Source organism: Ornithinibacillus massiliensis, from assembly GCF_018310345.1.
GTDB classification, from domain to species: Bacteria; Bacillota; Bacilli; order Bacillales; family Amphibacillaceae; genus Ornithinibacillus; species Ornithinibacillus massiliensis.
This window is the reverse complement of sequence record NZ_JAGXBY010000008.1, coordinates 49,826-67,691: the sequence shown is the minus strand read 5'-3', so window position 1 is coordinate 67,691 and position 17,866 is coordinate 49,826. Positions and strand designations below refer to the sequence as shown.

Here is a 17,866-nt window from a genome sequence, read left to right as displayed (position 1 = left end):
TGTTTATAATTTTAAGCATAATATTCCACTGCAAATAATCGATTGAACCACCTCCCATTTAGAATATGGCTCTTACATCTCGGTATATATTGAGAACATTGGAACCATAATGGCAATGACAATAAATCCTACAACAAAGGCTAGGATTACGATCATTATAGGTTCAATGAGAGACTTCAACGTATCAACGGTTCGGTCAACATCTTCCTCATAGAAATCAGCAACTTTTGCAAGCATGAAGTCAAGCTGACCGGTTCGTTCTCCAATGGCAATCATTTGGGTTACAAGTGGTGGAAATACCCAGCTCCTCTTCAGTGGTTCAGATAATGCTCGCCCTTGTTCTAAACTGTCACGGGAAGCAAGTATCACCTGACCAATTACTGGATTTCCGACTACCCTCTCCACTATTGTCAACGCCTGTAAAATAGGAACAGAACTAGACACTAAGGAGGATAAGGTTCTTGTCATTCGTGCAATTACTGCCTTTTGTAATAACTTGCCAAATATAGGTAGTCTAAACAATACAACATGTGTAGCGTATTGAAACCGTTGATTACTTCTATATAGGAATACGAATACCCCGATAATAAGAGCAAGGATTAACAGCCCAAGCCACCATGAGCTTTGAATAAATTCACTCATTGTAACAACTAATTTGGTTATGGCTGGTAACTCTCCACCGAAACTGGCAAATGTTGCGGTTAGTGTAGGTACAATCGATACCATTAAGAAAATGACCACAGCAATTATAACCACTAATAATACAGCAGGATAAGCTAATGTAGATTGAACCTTTTTTTTGAGATTATTTTGCTTCTCATAGTAAACGGCAAGACGATCTAATGTTTCATCAATATTACCAGTCGCCTCTCCAGCTCGTATCATATTGACGAATAAAGGTGGAAAGAATTTGGATTGTTTCTCTGCAGCATCCGAGAAAGCCTTTCCTTCCTTAAGGTCTGCTTCTACATGGAATAGAGCCTTTTTTAAACCTTTACTGTCTGTTTGAAGCGCTAAAATATTAGTTGCCTCTACAATTGAAACTCCTGCACGGATTAATGTAGCAAATTGTCTACAATAAATGACAAAATCCTGAGTTTTAACGGAATTACTACCAAAGGATATATCCCTATTTAGTAAGGTTGCTTTCGTTTCAGTAATCTCACGAGGACTAATCCCTTTTTCTTTTATCGCAATAATAGCCTGCGATTTGGATGCACTTTCTATCGTACCCTTCTTTAATAATCCATTAGGCGTTCTGCCGACATATTTATACATTGGCATTAGTAATCACCTACATCTGAAAGAAAATCACTAACATCATCCAATTTTACTAACCCTTTATGTAACAAGTCTTTGATAGACATTTCTAACGTGTGCATTCCAACTGAACGATTGGTTTGTAACACATTGGTTATTTGATCGACCTTCTCATTTCGAATCAAATTAGCTACAGAAGGTAAATTTACTAGAATCTCTGTTGCAGCTACCCTTCCTAAGCCGTCTGGTTTTGCTAGTAATCGCTGGGAAATAACCCCCGCTAAAACGGATGCCAACTGAATTCTAATTTGTGCTTGTTGGTGTGGCGGGAATACATCTATGATTCTATTAATTGTCTGTGCAGCACTATTGGTATGAAGGGTAGCTAATACTAAATGCCCTGTTTCTGCAGCTGTTAGCGCTGTTGAGATTGTTGTATGATCACGCATTTCCCCAACTAAAATAATATCCGGGTCCTGTCTTAATGCTGCTCGTAACCCATTAGCAAAGCTTTCCGTATCCTTACCAACCTCACGTTGGTTTATAATCGATTTCTTATGTTCGTGTACAAACTCAATAGGGTCTTCTAGCGTAATAATATGCTTTGCCTTCGATTCGTTTATGTAATTAATCATTGCTGCTAATGTTGTGGACTTACCAGAACCGGTTGGACCGGTCACTAGTATTAGCCCATGCGGCTTTGAAGCTAATTGCTGTAATACTACTGGCATTTGTAGTTTTTCAAGGGACGGGATATCCTTTGGGATTACCCTCGCCACGATGCTTATGTTTCCAAGCTGATGATATACATTGATCCGAAATCTAGATACATTCTCCAAGCTAAAAGAACTATCCATTTCCCCGACTTCCATCAATCGTTTCCATTCTGCTTCAGATAAAAGCTGCCTTGCTAAACTTTCTGTGTCAGTATTCGATAGGGCTTTTTCACCATGTCGGATAAGCTTTCCATGCACTCTATAAACAGGAGGAGAATTTGCCGTTATGTGTAAGTCAGAGGCTTGTTGGGTATGCGCTAGTTTAAGCAATTCTTCAATCATGTACATTAATCTTCCTCCTAATCTGATGACACTACCCGTAATACCTCTTCCGTAGTCGTCAATCCTTGTGACACTTTTAGAAGACCATCATCCAATAGAAACTTCATTTCTTTCTTCCTGACATACGAAAGGATTTCTCTTCTTGTTCCTGTATTTACGATGAGATTACGAATCATTTCATCGATTGGTAGTACCTCATGAATCGCAACCCTACCACGGTATCCGGTCATTCCACAGCTAGAGCACCCCTTACCTCTAGTAACCTCAGATACTACTAAATTGGCATTTGAAAACATTATTAGCTCTCGTTCTGTTGGGCCAACCTTTTGACTGCAATCAGGACATATTTTTCTTACTAAACGTTGAGCAACTACTCCATTTAATGAAGAGGATAATAGAAATGGTTCTACCCCCATATCCATTAATCGGCTTAAAGCATCTACTGCGCTATTCGTGTGAAGCGTACTCAACACTAGATGTCCTGTTAAGGATGCACGTACAGCTATTTGTGCTGTTTCAACATCACGTATCTCCCCGATCATGACGATATCAGGATCTTGGCGGAGAATAGACCGTAATCCACTTGCAAAGGTCATCCCGATTTCTTCCCTCACCTGCACTTGATTAATACCTTCTAATTGATATTCCACTGGGTCTTCAATCGTAATAATGTTTACTTCTTCTCGATTCAACCGGTTCAATGCCGCATATAGTGTAGAGGATTTACCTGAACCTGTAGGACCCGTTATGAGAACAATTCCATTCGGCTTCTCAATCATGCTTTTAAATGTTACAAGATTATGTTCTGTAAATCCTAGCTTGTCCACATCATTTAAGTTTGCACCTAAATCTAAAATACGCATAACCACTTTTTCCCCATAAATAGACGGTAGTGTCGAAACACGAATATCTACTGATCGGTCCTGAATGGTTATTTTCACACGCCCATCTTGTGGGACACGGTTTTCTGTAATATTCAAATTACTAATGATTTTAATACGTGCGATTAGCATACCTTGCATATATTTTGGCAAGGACCGTTCAGTACGTAAAACACCATCCACACGATAGCGAACCCTTAACTCTCTCTCTTGTGGGTCAAAGTGGATATCACTTGCCTTTTGTGCTACCGCATTAGCTATCACCTGATTTACTAATCGTACAATTGGAGAATCCTCATCCGTTATTCCCGTCTCATCAATTGATTCTTCCGGAGCATAATCCCCCATCACTTCTTCTATCGATTCTTGAAGGTCATAGTACTTCGAAATTGTTCGAAAGATAGAATCTTTCGTTGCAATACCTGGATTAATTTGCAGGCCAGTTGCAATGCGAAGCTCCTCAATAGCAAAATAGTCCATAGGATCTGCCATCGCTACGAAGAGTCTATTCCCCTCCACACGAATAGGCATCAGATTATGTCGCTTAGCTAGCTCCTTTGGTACTAGCTGAACCACATCATCCTTATCAATTGAATATTGATAAAGATCTACTTGTGGAATATTAAGCTGGTATTTTAAAACATCTAGTAATTGCTGTTCTGTAATATAGCCTTCACGTAATAGAGCATCACCGAGTTTTTCATCTGGTGATTTATCTGCTAATGTGGCAGCTAATTGTTCTTCCGTGATTAATTCTGCACCTACAAGTAAATCTCCTAATCGCTTTCTCACCAAAATTAACACCCCCAGCTTCTGTCTATTTCACATTATTCGGTTGGTTATCTGCTTCCATTTCTTCGGATTGCTCCAATTGGAATTCGAATGGACCTGCTAGATTCCATACATTCCATAAGAAGCTTAATAGATGTAGCTCATCAGCATCCATTTTCTCGATACATTCGATAATCGCTTCCTCGATATACTCTTCTGCTAAATCAATATCTGTAATGGGCAGATCACAGAATAGAATGACAAACTGAATAAAGCCCTCCATGGCTTTAGGATTATCCCATTGTGTTAACCTTTCCCTAACAGAGCCATCGTTGTGATTCCTGTCTTGTTGCTCATCACCTGATGAAATATCTTCTTCTCGAACAGTATTATTTAATAGCATTTCGTCTGCCGCTCGATTCATTTCTGAGATTTCATCTTCAAATGGTACGACGACAATTTTAGGAACTGGAGGATAGAAATCTCTACTAATAAGCTCTTCCTCCCTAGCATCATTACGGTATACCGCTACTTCTAACCCCGCTTCTCCTTCTTGAATAATCGTGCTTTCACCAAATCCAAGGTCTTTACTATAACGATAGATCGTTCTAGGCTCCACTTGTTTTATCCTGGCCACTCGATAGCCTAATGTAGACTCAGCGGTTAAGGCATTAATGGATAATTTAAGGTGGTCGCCATTTTGACTTAATGTAAGTGTGTATGTGTTATCATTCGGATTGTAGAGCACTAAGTCTTTTCCCGTTCTCGTATTAATATTCACGCCCATCCCCGGCTCTAAGTAAGCAGGGATAACTTCTTGTGAATGACGCTCCAATACAGTTAGATTCGTTTGTAACACTAAAGCATAAAGGTTTGACGCAACAAAATTCACCTCTTGTTGACTATCACTCGATAGCTTTGGCAATGTTCCAAGTATAGAAAAGGATTCCTTTGGTTTTATTGTTTGACCATTGATCGATTCGACAATCATCTCTACTTTTTTAGATGACAGTCCATTTGGTAATTCAACAGAAGTATCTACAACTGTATGTAAATATGGCTCTCGTTCATCATGATAAACGATTGCAATCGGTGCTTCTTGTAAATTCTCCGCTAATGTTGTAGCTTTCTTCATAGTTGTTGGCACATCTATATAGGTTGGCCAATCCTTAAACCTATCATCAGGAGCTAGAGTTAACTCTAATGGAATATGTATGTTCTTCCGTTTGATAAACGGCAACCAATTTTCTTGTACTTTTTCCTTCAGATTCTTTAACGACTTTTCAATATCAAATTGAAACATTGCTCGTGGAATTTCTAATTCTTCATGTTCACTGACAGCCACCATCGAAGGCTGCTTCTGCCAATCATTTATTTCTTTTTGCAAGACTTCTTTCGCTTCATCAACAGTTAATCCCTCAACATCAATACCTGCCACTTGTGAACCCTTAGGAAATGAAAAAGCTCCTAAGAACATGAAGCTAGCGATTACCAAGATGCTAATGACAATCAAAATACTGAAATAAATGATAGCTTTTTTTGCTATATTCATGGATAAAATCCACCTTTTCGACATATTACGTTGAACGCAAAAGAACAATTCATCACATAGGAGGGCTTGTTCATAGTTATTAATAACTAGTACTCAATCCCTATATCATTTACATAGTAATATATCACTAACGAAGATCCGTTAGTGTTAAGCCATTATGCTATGATTCTCGGGATTGATACTGAAAATTATATTTATTTCTAAAAGTAGTACTTTAGTATCATCCTAATCGTATCAATGAATTTAGTGAAATGTCAATAATTTCTAGGTATATTTGACAAAGAATATACATTTATAACATTATCTATTCACAATTTATAAAAATTGAACATAAAAGGACAAAATTCTATCTGTAAAGAAATAGGAAATAATAGCAGCAAATACAATATAAGGTCCAAAAGGAACTGGTTGCTTCTTCTTAATGATTCCGAATAACATCAAAATAACGCCAATGAAAGCACCAAGCAAGCAAGATAAGAAAAAAGTCATAAGAACCTTTTCTGATCCCAGTACTAATCCTAACAAACCAAACAACTTCATATCTCCCGCTCCCATTCCACCTCTACTAACGATAATAATTAGAGCAATCAAACTAATTCCAATTATTGCTCCTACGATAGGCGACCACCAAGGTTGAATAGGGTCAATAATTAATAGAATGATAAAGAACGGCAAGAAGAAAAGCAGTAGTTTATTTGGAATGAGCATATACTTTAAATCTGTTACTAATACAATCATCGATAAGGAAACTAATAAAAGCACTTTAATTAACTCCAGCTCAAAGCCAATCATCATATAACTGAATGCAAATAATATCCCCGTTAGTAATTCTATAACGAGATATAAAATGGAAATACGTTCACCACAATATCGACATTTCCCTCGTTGGATCAAAAACGATACAACCGGTATTAAATCATACCAAGACAATGTATGATGACAACTTGGACATTTTGAACGGTCATTTGTGAACGATACTTTTTGAGGCAATCGTATGCCGACAACATTATAAAACGAGCCTAAAACCAAGCCCAAGAGAAAAAACGATATAATAGCAAATAACTCCATTACATTACCTCCATCCCTTTAAACTGTAACGATTATACCATTAAATTAGAAAAAAAAGATGATTTAAAAAAGTTAGATGAATTAGCTATAAGAAGATAAAAAGAGGGTATAAAGTGGAGGACCAATCATAGGTAAAGGCCTGAGTAATTAAATTACATAGCTACTCAGGCCTCTGATATTTAACAATGTTCGCTAATGTTTTCTACTAATACCCAAACACTGTTCATAACGTTACGTCCATAAACACGGTCACGATAGCAATTGAGTACACAACAAGCGGTTTATTCTCCTTCGTTTCTAGCCAAGCAGACAGCTACTATCACAGCCCAGTTATTGAAAATCATTCCAAGTTAGCTAAATCCATCCGTACACTCCTCCAATATTCTCTCATATGCTGTATCACAGTTCTAACACACTACCCGCTTCCATTACCTTACCCTTACCAGTCTTCAGCCCTTTAACAAAATCCTCTGGATTCTGTTCAATTACTGGAAACGTATTATAATGAATTGGGACAACGGTCTTAGCACGAATCCAATCTGCTGCAATGAGTGCATCCTCTGGTCCCATTGTAAAGTTATCCCCAATTGGAATAAACGCTAAATCAATTGTATACATGTCGCCATACATTTTTAAATCCGAGAATAACGCAGTATCTCCTAGATGATATATCGTCTTCCCTTCGACGGTTAACAGAATTCCTGATGGCATACCTGTATAAATCATCGTTCCATCCTCTTCTGTAAACGCTGATCCGTGGAAAGCTTGGGTAAACTTAACCTTTCCAAAGTCGAATTCACATGATCCGCCAATATGCATATTATGTACCTTAACACCTTTAGTACTTAAATAATCAGCTAATTCATTAGGAGCAATCACTAGTGCATTATTTCTTTTGGCAATCTCAACTGTATCCCCAACATGATCATTATGTCCGTGTGTTAGTAAGATGTAATCAGCCTTCACCTCAGCTGCTTTCAAATCACATAATCCATTTCCGGTTATAAACGGGTCAATTAAAATCGTCTTATCTCCAGTTTCTACTTTAACAACAGAATGTCCATGATATGATACTTTCATTAACGAATCATCCTCCTATTTGTGTTTTACGATATACATTCTACATTTATAGCTAAAATCCTTTTAATATACAAGAAAAGACAGCATTATAAATGACATGCTGTCTTTGTTTTACCATACGAAGGATTGGGAATCATATAGACTTCGCTTCCCGGGCTTTTTTGATTACTCTTTCCCCATTGCTCTCTTTAATGCTTCTAAATCATCATCTACATTAGAATCCAGTTTTCTAAATTCATCATCTAATGTACGAGCTTGCGTTGATAGATCTTCTGTCGTTTCTGCTTCTGCTTCAAATTGAAGTACTTTTTCCTCCATGCGTTCAAAGCCACGTCTTGACTCATCACCACCGATAGATGACATGCTACGATTTATTTTCGTACGTGTTTTAGCAGCTTCTGCACGCGCTTTTAATGAATCTTTTTTCAGGTTCATTTCTTGGTATTCTTTCTTCATTTCATCTAGCTTTGTTTTAAGTACTTGCGAGTCATTTTTAGCTTGCTCATAGGATTGCTGAAGCAATGTAGCTTGGTTTTCATATTCTTTCTTCTCTTGCAATGCTCTTTTAGCCAACTCATCTTCGCCAGCAAGTACGGCTTTTTCAGCTTGTGCCTGTCTTTTCTCAACCATTGCTTGCGCATCTTCTGCTTTACGTTTTAATATTTTTTCGTTTGCTATTTGCTTCGCTACAGCAGCTTCTGCTTCTTGAATATCTGCTCCCATGTCACGAAGGAATTGATCTAGCATTTTTACTGGATCTTCCGCTTTATCAAGCATTGCATTTAATTCTGAACTTACAACTGTCTTTACTCTCTTAAAAAATTTAAACATAAGCAACCTCCATTAATTTAAATTTATTGAATGTCTTACCTATAGTACGAAAGAAAAAAGGAAAGGTTTCAATTTTCTTAGTTGTAATTCATTTTTTTTAACGTTTATAATTAGAATAAACGAGGTGAAATAAATGTCTAATAGAATTCAATCTTTACTAAGTGAATTACAAAAAAATCAACTAGACAGTATGCTAGTAACAACACCAGCAAATGTATATTATTTAAGTAACTATTTAACTGATCCACATGAAAGAATTGTTGCTGTGTATGTAAGTACTACTCAAGATCCTGTACTCATTCTACCAGCGATGGAAGCAGAAGATGCAAAAAACGCTGGTTGGAAGTATGCTATGATTGACTATCATGACCATGAAAATCCATGGGAATTGTTCAAATCGTTCTTAAAAGAATCAGGAAACCTACCTGGAACAATTGGTGTAGAGGAAGATAACCTTACATTAAGCCGATACCATAATATTAAAAGTATTCTACCTAATTCTACCATTAAAAATGCACAAGAGCTACTTTCAACGCTACGTGTCATCAAAACGGAAGAAGAATACGCATTACTGAAACGAGCTGCTGAACTAGCTGACTTCGGTGTTCAAACCGGTATAAATGCTTTAAAAGAAGGTATAAGTGAGCTTGAGGTCATAGCCACTATTGAATATGAACTTAAAAAACAAGGTGTTCAGGCAATGTCATTCTCTACCATGACCTTATTTGGTGACAAAACTGCTTCTCCACATGGTACACCAGGAACAGCTAAACTTAAAAAAGGTGATATGGTATTATTTGACCTTGGTGTAGTTTATGAAGGGTATTGCTCTGATATAACGCGGACTGTTGCTTTTCAGTCTATAACTCCGGAACAAGAAAAAATATATAACACAGTTTTAAATGGACAATTAAAAGCAATTAAGGCTTCAACATTAGGCACTGCAGTCGGAAATATTGATAAAGCTGCACGTGAGTATATTGAAGCAAGTGGATATGGAAAATATTTTAACCATCGAATCGGACATGGCTTAGGGTTAGAAACACATGAATATCCATCTTTACACGGTAATAATACATTACGGTTACAAAAAGGAATGTGTTATACAATCGAACCAGGGATTTATGTGCCAAAAACAGCTGGTGTCCGTATTGAAGATATGATTTTCATGACCGAAAATGGTCCAGAAATACTAACAATATTCCCTAAAGAACTCCAAATCATCGATTAATACGTAAAGAGGCTGGGACAAAACTATTTCTAACATAAGATATACCGAACATTAAAGTTAGCGCATTAAACCCGCCCCGGAAATATACTACGCTTTACGTGGGCGGCTGGTGAGCCTCCCCAGAGCTAACGCTCCCCTGGGGTCTCAACCGTGCCCTTTCCTCCCACAGGAGTCTCCGTATATTTTCGGGGCTAATGTGGTGATGGTTCGTTTTTTATTACCTTTGTTTAAGTTTTGTCCCAACCTCTATATTTTTTAACCTAATAAGTTTTCTACACTTCTATACTCCAAACCATGTGCAACTGCGACTGCTTCATAGGTTACGTAGCCATCTAGCGTATTTAATCCCTTTAATAATGCCGTATTTCCTAGGCATGCATCGCGGTATCCTTTATTAGCTATTTGTAACGCATATGGCACTGTAACATTTGTTAAACCAATCGTAGATGTTCTAGGTACTCCTCCTGGCATATTTGCAACAGAATAATGAAGCACACCATGCTTCGTATACGTCGGATTATCATGGGTAGTAATTCGATCACTCGTTTCAAATATTCCACCTTGGTCAATGGCAACATCTACAATGACAGAGCCCTCTGACATCGCTTTTACCATTTCCTCTGTCACTAGCCTTGGTGCTTTTGCTCCTGGAATAAGCACTGCACCAATTACTAAATCTGATTCACGAACACATTCAGCAATGTTCAGTGGATTAGAAATCATCGTATTAATCGAAGAACCAAAAATATCATCTAAATAGCGTAGCCTTTCCGGATTTAGATCCAGGATCGTTACATTTGCCCCTAATCCAACTGCAATCTTCGCTGCATTTGTACCAACCACACCACCACCAATAATCGTTACATTAGCTCTTTTAACCCCAGGGATTCCCGCAAGTAATATCCCTTTTCCACCTTTTGGTTTTTCTAAAAATTGAGCTCCGATTTGGGCAGCCATACGACCTGCAACTTCACTCATCGGTGTTAATAATGGTAAAGAACCGTTACCTAGTTGAACTGTTTCATAAGCCAGTCCAATTACTTTTTTCTCAAGTAAAGCACGTGTGAGCTCTGGTTCTGCTGCCAAATGAAGATATGTAAACAATATTAATCCTTCATAGAAATAGTCATATTCTTCGGGTAATGGCTCTTTTACTTTCATCACCATTTCCTGTTCCCATACCTCTTTTGCAGTATCCACTATTACTGCACCCGCTTGTATATATTGGTCATCGTTAAATCCAGAACCAATGCCTGCATTCGTTTCAATAAATACATCGTGACCAGCATTTTTTAAGGTCATGACTCCAGCCGGTGTAATCGCGACTCTGTTCTCATTGTTTTTTATTTCTCTTGGAACCCCAATTTTCATTTGGAACACCTTCCCTGTAATATTGTAAGCACTTCCATTGTATCAAATTTTGTAAAAAATACTACTATTATTATTAGAATACCGAATAACTACAAAACAATCTACCCAAAATTCGAGTAGATTGTTTACATGAACATTATGCCTTTCTATTGTTAAATGTCCATATCCCTTTGTTATTGTGTAACTGGTCCTCTACTACACCACTTTGATAACTCTCAAAAAGCTGGTTCTTTACCGCGGAAACGCCACTTGGATCTTCGAATAATTTGTGTTTATTTTTATTCTTATTATTCCTTGCCATCAACTCACCCCCATTGTTAGTTTGTGCGTTTTTCGTCAAGAAAGGCCTGTTTACTTTTACCAAATGAAAGCGTTTTTATTGTATAATAATGGTAGATAAGAAAGGGGAGATAATGATGAGATATGAGTATAAAAATATAGTAGTTGCAATTGATGGTTCTCCTGCCTCTGAAATAGCTTTTAACAAAGCACTTGATATTGTGAAGCGCAATAATGCTCATTTAATTATTGCGCATGTAGTGGACTATCGTTCTTTTGCTTATGCAGAGTCTTATGATGGGACATTATCAAGTAAAGCTGAAGAATATGGCAAAGAGCTAATTCAAAATTATACGGAATATGCCAAAAAAGCTAGTATTAACAATATCTCCTATTGTATAGAATACGGTTCCCCTAAAGTAAAGATTGCAAAAGATATAGCGGACAATGTCAAAGCAGATTTAATTATTTGCGGAGCTACTGGGATGAATGCAGTGGAAAGATTTTTAATTGGTAGTGTATCGGAAAGTATCACGAGACATGCATCCTGTGATGTGCTTGTAGTACGATAACAATTTTTGTTCAAATTCAAAATTGTTGTGCCTGATAATGCTTTCATTCCCTTCTCACTATAACTCTAAAATAAAATAGTGGGTAAACCATCCGTCGATGACTTTACCCACTAATCTTTAGTATATTTAGGTTATTGTGCTAGACGGATAGTATCACGGGCAATCATTACTTCCTCATTGGTAGGAATAACGATAACTTTCACAGGTGAATGTGGGTAACTAATCATTTGTTCTTTGCCTCTTGCTGCATGATTTAATGTTGGATCCCAATAAATACCCATAAATTCTAATCCGTTTAAAACTTTAGCGCGAATCGTGTCACTATTCTCACCAACACCAGCTGTGAAAATAACTGCATCAATTCCTGACATAATTGCACCATAAGATCCAATATACTTATGAATTCTACTTGCAAACACATCAAGTGCTAGTTCAGCACGTTTATTTGTATCTGCTTGACCTTCAATATCGCGCAAATCACTTGAAAATCCAGATAACGCAAGCATTCCGCTTTCTTTATTCAGTACATTGATAACTTCTTCTGCTGTTTTCCCTGTCTTATCCATAATATATGGAATTAACGCTGGGTCAATGTTACCAGAGCGTGTCCCCATTGTTACACCAGCTAAAGGAGTGAATCCCATAGAAGTATCAATAGATTTACCACCTTTAATAGCTGCTATACTTGCTCCATTTCCTAAATGACAGGAAATCAAACGTAAATCTTCAATCGGTTTACCCATTATTTCCGCCGCACGTTGTGAAACATATTTATGGGATGTCCCGTGGAAGCCATATTTACGGATACCATATTCTTCATAAAACTCATATGGTAAGCTATATAAATATGACTTAGGTTCCATTGTTTGATGGAAAGCTGTATCAAAGACTGCTACCATTGGTACATTTGGTAAAACTTCCTTAAAAGCATGAACCCCTGTTAAGTTTGCTGGATTATGTAATGGTGCAAGTTCAGAAACTTCTTCTATTTCTTTAATAACTTGTTCCGTTATCAAAACAGAGTCATTAAACTTTTCACCACCATGAACAATACGATGTCCAACAGCATTAATTTCATCTAATGATTGAATTACTCCGGATGATGTAAGCTTGTCTAATAATAATTTTGCTGCCACCTCATGGTTCGGTATATCGGTAATTTGTTTATCTTTTTGGTCTACTTCAAATGTAAATACCGCCTCAGGTAAGCCAATTCTTTCTACAAGCCCTTTAGCTTTTACAATCTCTTCTGGCATTTGAATGAGCTGGAATTTTAACGATGAACTTCCAGCATTAATAGCTAATACGTTTGTCAATTTTGTTCACTCCTGTTGTTATGGTAATCTTTAAACCAATTATTCATTTTACTTAAGACATCCTCCATCGCACTAGTGTTTTTCAACGAAGGAAGTTGTACTAATAATGGTTGCTTCGGTCCCTCTGTATTTTTCCCCTTCTTCTGCAAGATTAATATGAATTTAGCATTTTTCTTAGATTTAAAAGCACTTTCCGGTAGCTGAACTACCCCAACGATATGGGCATGTTTTTGAATGAAAGCATGTAGCTCGTCCTTTCCTTCACTCTCAAAAATGAAGTTCGGTACCATCAATACTAAATGGCCACCATGTTTTGTATAATTTAAACTTTGCTCGATAAACAAATGGTGACTGAAAGAATGACCTTCTTTTGCTTTCAATTCATAGCTTGCTGCACGAATGTCGTCTGGATAATACCCTACAGGCAAGTCCGAGACAATTAAATCTACTGGATCTAATAAGAAGGGTCTTAGGCTATCCTGATGGAAAAATTCAATAGGTGTTTTTTGTAAATTAGCACTAATTAATGCTAATTGTATTAAAGTTGGATCCACTTCACTAGCGTAAGCCTCAACTGATGTATCTAATTGTGATATAACGGTTGTGAGCATATTACCAGTGCCTGAAGCTGGATCAAATATACGTAACGTTTCACTTTTGACTAATTTTTGAACGAGATAACCTACAAGTAACGAGACAGCTTCTGGGGTAATCAGATGCTGCTGTTGTGTCTTATCCTTCATTCCTTTTAACACGGCAAACTGAATAGCTTTGCGTATATCATCAGAATGATAGTCGTTCAACTGAATGCGTTCTAATGCTGTATTCAGTTTATGTGTGAGGATATCATCCATCGATTCTTCCGGACTCTGATAATAGAGTGTTTCTAATGCCAGAACTAAACTATCCAGATAGGGCTCATTTAAATGTTGTTCAATGACTTGGGTAGTCTCATCCATCCATTCAAACAAGTTTTCAACCTTTGTTTTTTCCATATTATAATCCTCCGTTCCATTGAGACCCGTTATATTGTATCAGATGCAGCACACCCTGTACAAGATAATGATTTAGACAGAAGATTTTTATTTCACTTAAGATTAATGAAAAAAAGTCCCCTTATTAAGGTATAACCCCAATGTAAGAATCTTTGGGAATCAATACCTATAGCGGGAGACTTTTTCATACTTTATTCTGCCTGTTTAGCCGCTTCTAGTGCTTTATCGTAGTCAGGATGGTCTGACACTTCAGGAACATATTCAACATATGTAACCTTATCACTGGAATCTACTACAAATATAGAACGAGCAAGAAGACGAAGTTCTTTTATTAAAACGCCATATTTTTCACCAAAATCTGCATCACGATGATCAGAAAGTAATTGAAGACTTTCTACATTATTCACTTCACGCCAGCGCTTTTGAGCGAAAGGTAAATCCATACTCACCGTTAGAACATGTACATTTTCTAGCTTTTGCGCCTCTGCATTAAAACGATTTGTTTGTATTGAGCAAACACCCGTATCAACCGATGGGACGACACTTATTAATTTAATCTTCCCTTTGTAATCTGCTAGTGATTTTTCTTCTAAGTCATTCGTAAGGACCTTAAAATCTGGAGCTTGATCCCCGACCTTTAATTCGTTTCCTACTAATGTAACTGGCTCTTGTTTAAACGTAACATTAACCATTTTCTTCCTCCTATTCCATAGACTTATTTCTATTATAGTAGAATAAAATGGCGATTTCCAAGAAAAGAATCGCCATTGTCTTAAATATCGTAGATTGATGCTTCATCAGATTCTTTCTTTTTATCCCCAGATTGCTTGTTTTCATCCACGTCTTTATCATTCTTCTCTCCACTATCTTTCGTTACATTACTCTTTTGTTTCTCTTTGGATCCTTGCCCTTTATTTTGGCTACTCTCTTTTAGTAGCTGCTGAATTTTTTCAACAGCTTTTGGAGCAAAGTCTATTAGCTTTTCATAGATATGGGTGTTCTGATCGAGGTGTACCATTTTAATTCCTTTATGATTTACAATTAGGAAGGCTACCGGTGTAATCGATACACCACCACCACTACCACCGCCAAATGGGAATACCGCTTCACTACTAGTACTATCGCTATCTCCCCCAGATCCGGAGCCAGAATCACTTGGTACAAATTCACTTCCACCTGCAGCGAATCCAAACCCTACTTTTGACACTGGAATAATGACACTTCCATCTGGAGATTCAATAGGATCACCAATTATTGTATTGACCTCTACCATATCCTTTAAACTTTCCATAGCTGTCGTCATAAGACCTTGAATCGGATGTTCCTCCATTGTTATCCTCCTTTATAAATTTGCTTGTCTAAGTATATATTTCCTTGTTAAAATTACTATTTCGTAATAAACGTAACCCGGTGTGAATAGCTTTTCCTAATCGGATAGATACAATGCAATCTATTTCAGAATATAGTCCTCTTTGTTGAAAATGGGGTGTGACCGATAGTTTCGGTTGGCAGCTTAGGTTAGATAATTCATGAAAAAAGCTAACAACTGTTCCTTTCATCATCCAGACCCCCCCAGACATAATGCCAGTTGAAGCGGCATCACCAGTACCAAAATCCGTTCTCCATGATAATTGATGGATGACAATACTTTTCATCATCATTTTGATTATCTTCTTCATTTCTTTGAACGAAGGGATTACGGTTTGTACGACTTGCTTCATGTCTTTGTAATCTTCCAAATCCATTTCTTCGAGTATGTCTAGGATAGACGTTTTTTCTTTTTGAGGCTGGTCATTTAAAACCAGTTTCCGATGGATGATTCGTAGTCGGATATAATATATATCCACTGTCATAAAATGATTCGTTGTTTGATATCGATAATAAACTCGTACCTTCACATTTAGGATAAGAAGTAGTATTACGATGATACATATTACAAGCGCAGTAATTATCCAAGCCATGCTTCCATCTCCACGATTTAATAACGATAGTTTGCCACAAGTTTCCATTTTTTATGCATAAACAAATATAAAGAGGACCATCCTCGGGTAGAGAATGGTCCTCAGCCATTTAAACTATTTAATTAGTATTAACCGTTAAATCCACCAAACTGTTGTTCAGCCATTTGAACAAGACGTTTTGTGATTTCTCCACCAACGGAACCGTTAGCACGAGAAGTTGTATCAGCACCAAGTTGAACACCAAATTCTTGAGCAATCTCATACTTCATTTGTTCTAGCGCTTGTTCAGCACCAGGTACAAGTAATTGGTTAGAATTGTTGCTATTGTTGTTTGCCATGGTATTTCACCTCCTTGGTACACTTATAATGTGCGTATTAGAGGTGAAACATTCATATTATTAATTGGTAAGTGTTGCTAAATATACTACTGGTTAAAATAAACCTTCAAAAGCATCCTCTGCTTTCTTCTTATCGGTAATTCTTACGACTTCTATACCATCGATTGCTTCTTGAATTAAATCCTCATAATCAAACTTAGATTCAAAATAGTTCACGCGATCTCGTTTAGGTTTTGTTTTCGGTGCTTTTGGTACAAAGATAGTACAGCAATCTTCGTAAGGTCTTATTGAAATATCAAAGGTATCAATGTTTTTTGAAATCTCTATGATTTCATCTTTATCCATTGTTATTAACGGTCTTATAATCGGATAATTTGTAACCTCATTAATCGTATTCATACTAGTCATTGTTTGACTTGCTACTTGACCTAAATTTTCACCCGTTGTCATGGAAAGGATACCTTCCTTTTGAGACACTCTTTCACTAATGCGTAACATCATCCTTCTCATTACCGTCATGCCGTATCCATCAGGTGTTTCTTGGAATATTTTTTGTTGAAGCTTCGTAAACGGAACGATATGGATTTTAATACTTGGACCAAAGCTTGCTAATTTTTCTGTTAAATCCAACACCTTTTGCTTTGCTCGTTCACTTGTAAATGGTGGCGAATGGAAATGAATTGCTTCAATCTCAACACCACGCTTCATCGCAAGATAGCCTGCAACTGGACTGTCTATTCCTCCGGATAACAGTAATAGCGTCTTACCAGAGGTTCCTACTGGAAGTCCCCCTGCACCTCGTACAACACTTGAAGAAATGTAAGTAGCTTCTTGGCGTATTTCTACTTTTACTTCTAAATCTGGGTTGTGTACATCTACCGTATATGAATCGGTATGGCTTAAGAGATGTCCGCCTAAGATTTGATTCAATTCTTGAGATCGTACTGGAAATCCTTTATTAATACGTTTTACAGTAACTTTAAATTTTTTCACTTCTTCTGCATTTGTCAACGCATATAAAGCAGCTTCTTTAATGCTTTCCAATTCATTTTCCACTTTTATCGCTAAACTTAGGCTATGAATTCCGAAGATATGCTTAACCTTCTCCATAATAGGTTGTGGATCTTCTCCATTTAATAGGATAAACATTCTCCCTTGGGTTCTTTTCACTTTTACTTCTGGATAATCCATTAATTTATGACGAATGTTTTGTTGTAACTTTTCTACAAATAGTTTACGATTCTTACCTTTTAACGCTAGTTCTCCGTAGCGAATTAATATATGATCAAATTCCATTATTAT

At 37.1% G+C, this 17,866-nt stretch carries 18 protein-coding genes; 2 read left to right on the top strand and 16 right to left on the bottom strand.

Annotated features, from left to right (window positions below; all coding sequences use genetic code 11):
- Positions 1 to 72 precede the first annotated feature (72 nt).
- The 7 genes from KGF86_RS17740 to KGF86_RS17710 all read right to left on the bottom strand — a co-directional run bounded on the left by KGF86_RS17740 (position 73) and on the right by KGF86_RS17710 (position 8,501).
- Complete coding sequence (locus tag KGF86_RS17740; protein WP_211742605.1) at positions 73 to 1,284, bottom strand: type II secretion system F family protein; 1,212 nt, start codon at positions 1,282 to 1,284, stop codon at positions 73 to 75.
- On the bottom strand, positions 1,284 to 2,324 hold the full coding sequence (locus KGF86_RS17735) for a type IV pilus twitching motility protein PilT (RefSeq protein ID WP_281413800.1): 1,041 nt from the start codon (positions 2,322 to 2,324) through the stop codon (positions 1,284 to 1,286). The genes KGF86_RS17740 and KGF86_RS17735 overlap by 1 nt, the downstream gene beginning before the upstream one ends.
- Positions 2,325 to 2,335: 11 nt before the next feature.
- Positions 2,336 to 3,994, bottom strand: coding sequence for a GspE/PulE family protein (locus tag KGF86_RS17730; RefSeq protein ID WP_246521701.1), 1,659 nt, complete (start codon positions 3,992 to 3,994; stop codon positions 2,336 to 2,338).
- A 22-nt stretch (positions 3,995 to 4,016) separates the two neighbouring features.
- Positions 4,017 to 5,522, bottom strand: a complete 1,506-nt coding sequence (locus tag KGF86_RS17725) for a G5 domain-containing protein (protein WP_211742603.1) — start codon at positions 5,520 to 5,522, stop codon at positions 4,017 to 4,019.
- Between the two features lie 315 nt (positions 5,523 to 5,837).
- Positions 5,838 to 6,590, bottom strand: a complete 753-nt coding sequence (locus tag KGF86_RS17720) for a prepilin peptidase (protein WP_186870167.1) — start codon at positions 6,588 to 6,590, stop codon at positions 5,838 to 5,840.
- A 399-nt stretch (positions 6,591 to 6,989) separates the two neighbouring features.
- Complete coding sequence (locus tag KGF86_RS17715; RefSeq protein ID WP_211742602.1) at positions 6,990 to 7,670, bottom strand: metal-dependent hydrolase; 681 nt, start codon at positions 7,668 to 7,670, stop codon at positions 6,990 to 6,992.
- A gap of 165 nt (positions 7,671 to 7,835) precedes the next feature.
- Positions 7,836 to 8,501 (bottom strand): PspA/IM30 family protein, encoded by a 666-nt coding sequence (locus KGF86_RS17710; RefSeq protein WP_186871352.1) that lies wholly within the window; start codon positions 8,499 to 8,501, stop codon positions 7,836 to 7,838.
- A gap of 133 nt (positions 8,502 to 8,634) precedes the next feature.
- Here KGF86_RS17710 and KGF86_RS17705 point away from each other — a divergent pair, with 133 nt between their 5' ends.
- Entirely contained in the window at positions 8,635 to 9,732 is a 1,098-nt protein-coding gene (locus tag KGF86_RS17705; RefSeq protein WP_211742601.1) for a M24 family metallopeptidase, read from the top strand.
- 255 nt (positions 9,733 to 9,987) lie between these two features.
- On the opposite strand, the gene ald is transcribed toward KGF86_RS17705, so the two are convergent.
- Positions 9,988 to 11,103: an alanine dehydrogenase gene (gene ald / locus KGF86_RS17700; RefSeq protein ID WP_186871350.1), complete on the bottom strand. Its 1,116-nt coding sequence runs from the start codon at positions 11,101 to 11,103 to the stop codon at positions 9,988 to 9,990.
- A 136-nt stretch (positions 11,104 to 11,239) separates the two neighbouring features.
- On the bottom strand, positions 11,240 to 11,404 hold the full coding sequence (locus KGF86_RS17695; protein ID WP_211742600.1) for a hypothetical protein: 165 nt from the start codon (positions 11,402 to 11,404) through the stop codon (positions 11,240 to 11,242).
- A 115-nt stretch (positions 11,405 to 11,519) separates the two neighbouring features.
- Here KGF86_RS17695 and KGF86_RS17690 point away from each other — a divergent pair, with 115 nt between their 5' ends.
- Positions 11,520 to 11,954, top strand: a complete 435-nt coding sequence (locus tag KGF86_RS17690; protein WP_186871348.1) for a universal stress protein — start codon at positions 11,520 to 11,522, stop codon at positions 11,952 to 11,954.
- Between the two features lie 131 nt (positions 11,955 to 12,085).
- Here KGF86_RS17690 and KGF86_RS17685 read toward each other — a convergent pair whose 3' ends face one another.
- From KGF86_RS17685 to thiI, 7 genes are all read right to left on the bottom strand, one after another.
- Positions 12,086 to 13,270, bottom strand: a complete 1,185-nt coding sequence (locus tag KGF86_RS17685; protein ID WP_211742599.1) for an acetate kinase — start codon at positions 13,268 to 13,270, stop codon at positions 12,086 to 12,088.
- Entirely contained in the window at positions 13,267 to 14,265 is a 999-nt protein-coding gene (locus KGF86_RS17680) for a class I SAM-dependent methyltransferase (RefSeq protein ID WP_211742598.1), read from the bottom strand. The genes KGF86_RS17685 and KGF86_RS17680 overlap by 4 nt, the downstream gene beginning before the upstream one ends.
- Before the next feature lie 191 nt (positions 14,266 to 14,456).
- The gene (gene tpx / locus KGF86_RS17675) at positions 14,457 to 14,957 is read right to left on the bottom strand and encodes a thiol peroxidase (protein ID WP_211742597.1); all 501 of its coding nucleotides are present in this window, start codon (positions 14,955 to 14,957) and stop codon (positions 14,457 to 14,459) included.
- Positions 14,958 to 15,037: 80 nt separating this feature from the next.
- Positions 15,038 to 15,595: a GerW family sporulation protein gene (ytfJ, locus tag KGF86_RS17670; protein WP_211742596.1), complete on the bottom strand. Its 558-nt coding sequence runs from the start codon at positions 15,593 to 15,595 to the stop codon at positions 15,038 to 15,040.
- A gap of 28 nt (positions 15,596 to 15,623) precedes the next feature.
- Complete coding sequence (locus KGF86_RS17665) at positions 15,624 to 16,226, bottom strand: DUF2953 domain-containing protein (protein WP_211742595.1); 603 nt, start codon at positions 16,224 to 16,226, stop codon at positions 15,624 to 15,626.
- 128 nt (positions 16,227 to 16,354) lie between these two features.
- Complete coding sequence (locus tag KGF86_RS17660) at positions 16,355 to 16,564, bottom strand: alpha/beta-type small acid-soluble spore protein (RefSeq protein ID WP_211742594.1); 210 nt, start codon at positions 16,562 to 16,564, stop codon at positions 16,355 to 16,357.
- A gap of 93 nt (positions 16,565 to 16,657) precedes the next feature.
- Positions 16,658 to 17,860 (bottom strand): tRNA uracil 4-sulfurtransferase ThiI, encoded by a 1,203-nt coding sequence (gene thiI, locus KGF86_RS17655; RefSeq protein ID WP_211742593.1) that lies wholly within the window; start codon positions 17,858 to 17,860, stop codon positions 16,658 to 16,660.
- Between the last annotated feature and the right edge of the window lie 6 nt (positions 17,861 to 17,866).

Excerpts from the sequence above, each read along its gene's own strand:
- KGF86_RS17715 (WP_211742602.1), bottom strand. The coding sequence starts at position 7,670 with ATGAAAGTATCATATCATGGACATTCTGTTGTTAAAGTAGAAACTGGA.
- thiI (WP_211742593.1), bottom strand. The coding sequence starts at position 17,860 with ATGGAATTTGATCATATATTAATTCGCTACGGAGAACTAGCGTTAAAA.
- KGF86_RS17660 (WP_211742594.1), bottom strand. The coding sequence starts at position 16,564 with ATGGCAAACAACAATAGCAACAATTCTAACCAATTACTTGTACCTGGT.
- KGF86_RS17705 (WP_211742601.1), top strand. The coding sequence starts at position 8,635 with ATGTCTAATAGAATTCAATCTTTACTAAGTGAATTACAAAAAAATCAA.
- KGF86_RS17735 (WP_281413800.1), bottom strand. The coding sequence starts at position 2,324 with ATGTACATGATTGAAGAATTGCTTAAACTAGCGCATACCCAACAAGCC.
- ytfJ (WP_211742596.1), bottom strand. The coding sequence starts at position 15,595 with ATGGAGGAACATCCGATTCAAGGTCTTATGACGACAGCTATGGAAAGT.
- KGF86_RS17680 (WP_211742598.1), bottom strand. The coding sequence starts at position 14,265 with ATGGAAAAAACAAAGGTTGAAAACTTGTTTGAATGGATGGATGAGACT.
- tpx (WP_211742597.1), bottom strand. The coding sequence starts at position 14,957 with ATGGTTAATGTTACGTTTAAACAAGAGCCAGTTACATTAGTAGGAAAC.
- KGF86_RS17665 (WP_211742595.1), bottom strand. The coding sequence starts at position 16,226 with ATGGCTTGGATAATTACTGCGCTTGTAATATGTATCATCGTAATACTA.
- KGF86_RS17740 (WP_211742605.1), bottom strand. The coding sequence starts at position 1,284 with ATGCCAATGTATAAATATGTCGGCAGAACGCCTAATGGATTATTAAAG.
- KGF86_RS17695 (WP_211742600.1), bottom strand. The coding sequence starts at position 11,404 with ATGGCAAGGAATAATAAGAATAAAAATAAACACAAATTATTCGAAGAT.
- ald (WP_186871350.1), bottom strand. The coding sequence starts at position 11,103 with ATGAAAATTGGGGTTCCAAGAGAAATAAAAAACAATGAGAACAGAGTC.
- KGF86_RS17690 (WP_186871348.1), top strand. The coding sequence starts at position 11,520 with ATGAGATATGAGTATAAAAATATAGTAGTTGCAATTGATGGTTCTCCT.
- KGF86_RS17725 (WP_211742603.1), bottom strand. The coding sequence starts at position 5,522 with ATGAATATAGCAAAAAAAGCTATCATTTATTTCAGTATTTTGATTGTC.
- KGF86_RS17710 (WP_186871352.1), bottom strand. The coding sequence starts at position 8,501 with ATGTTTAAATTTTTTAAGAGAGTAAAGACAGTTGTAAGTTCAGAATTA.
- KGF86_RS17720 (WP_186870167.1), bottom strand. The coding sequence starts at position 6,590 with ATGGAGTTATTTGCTATTATATCGTTTTTTCTCTTGGGCTTGGTTTTA.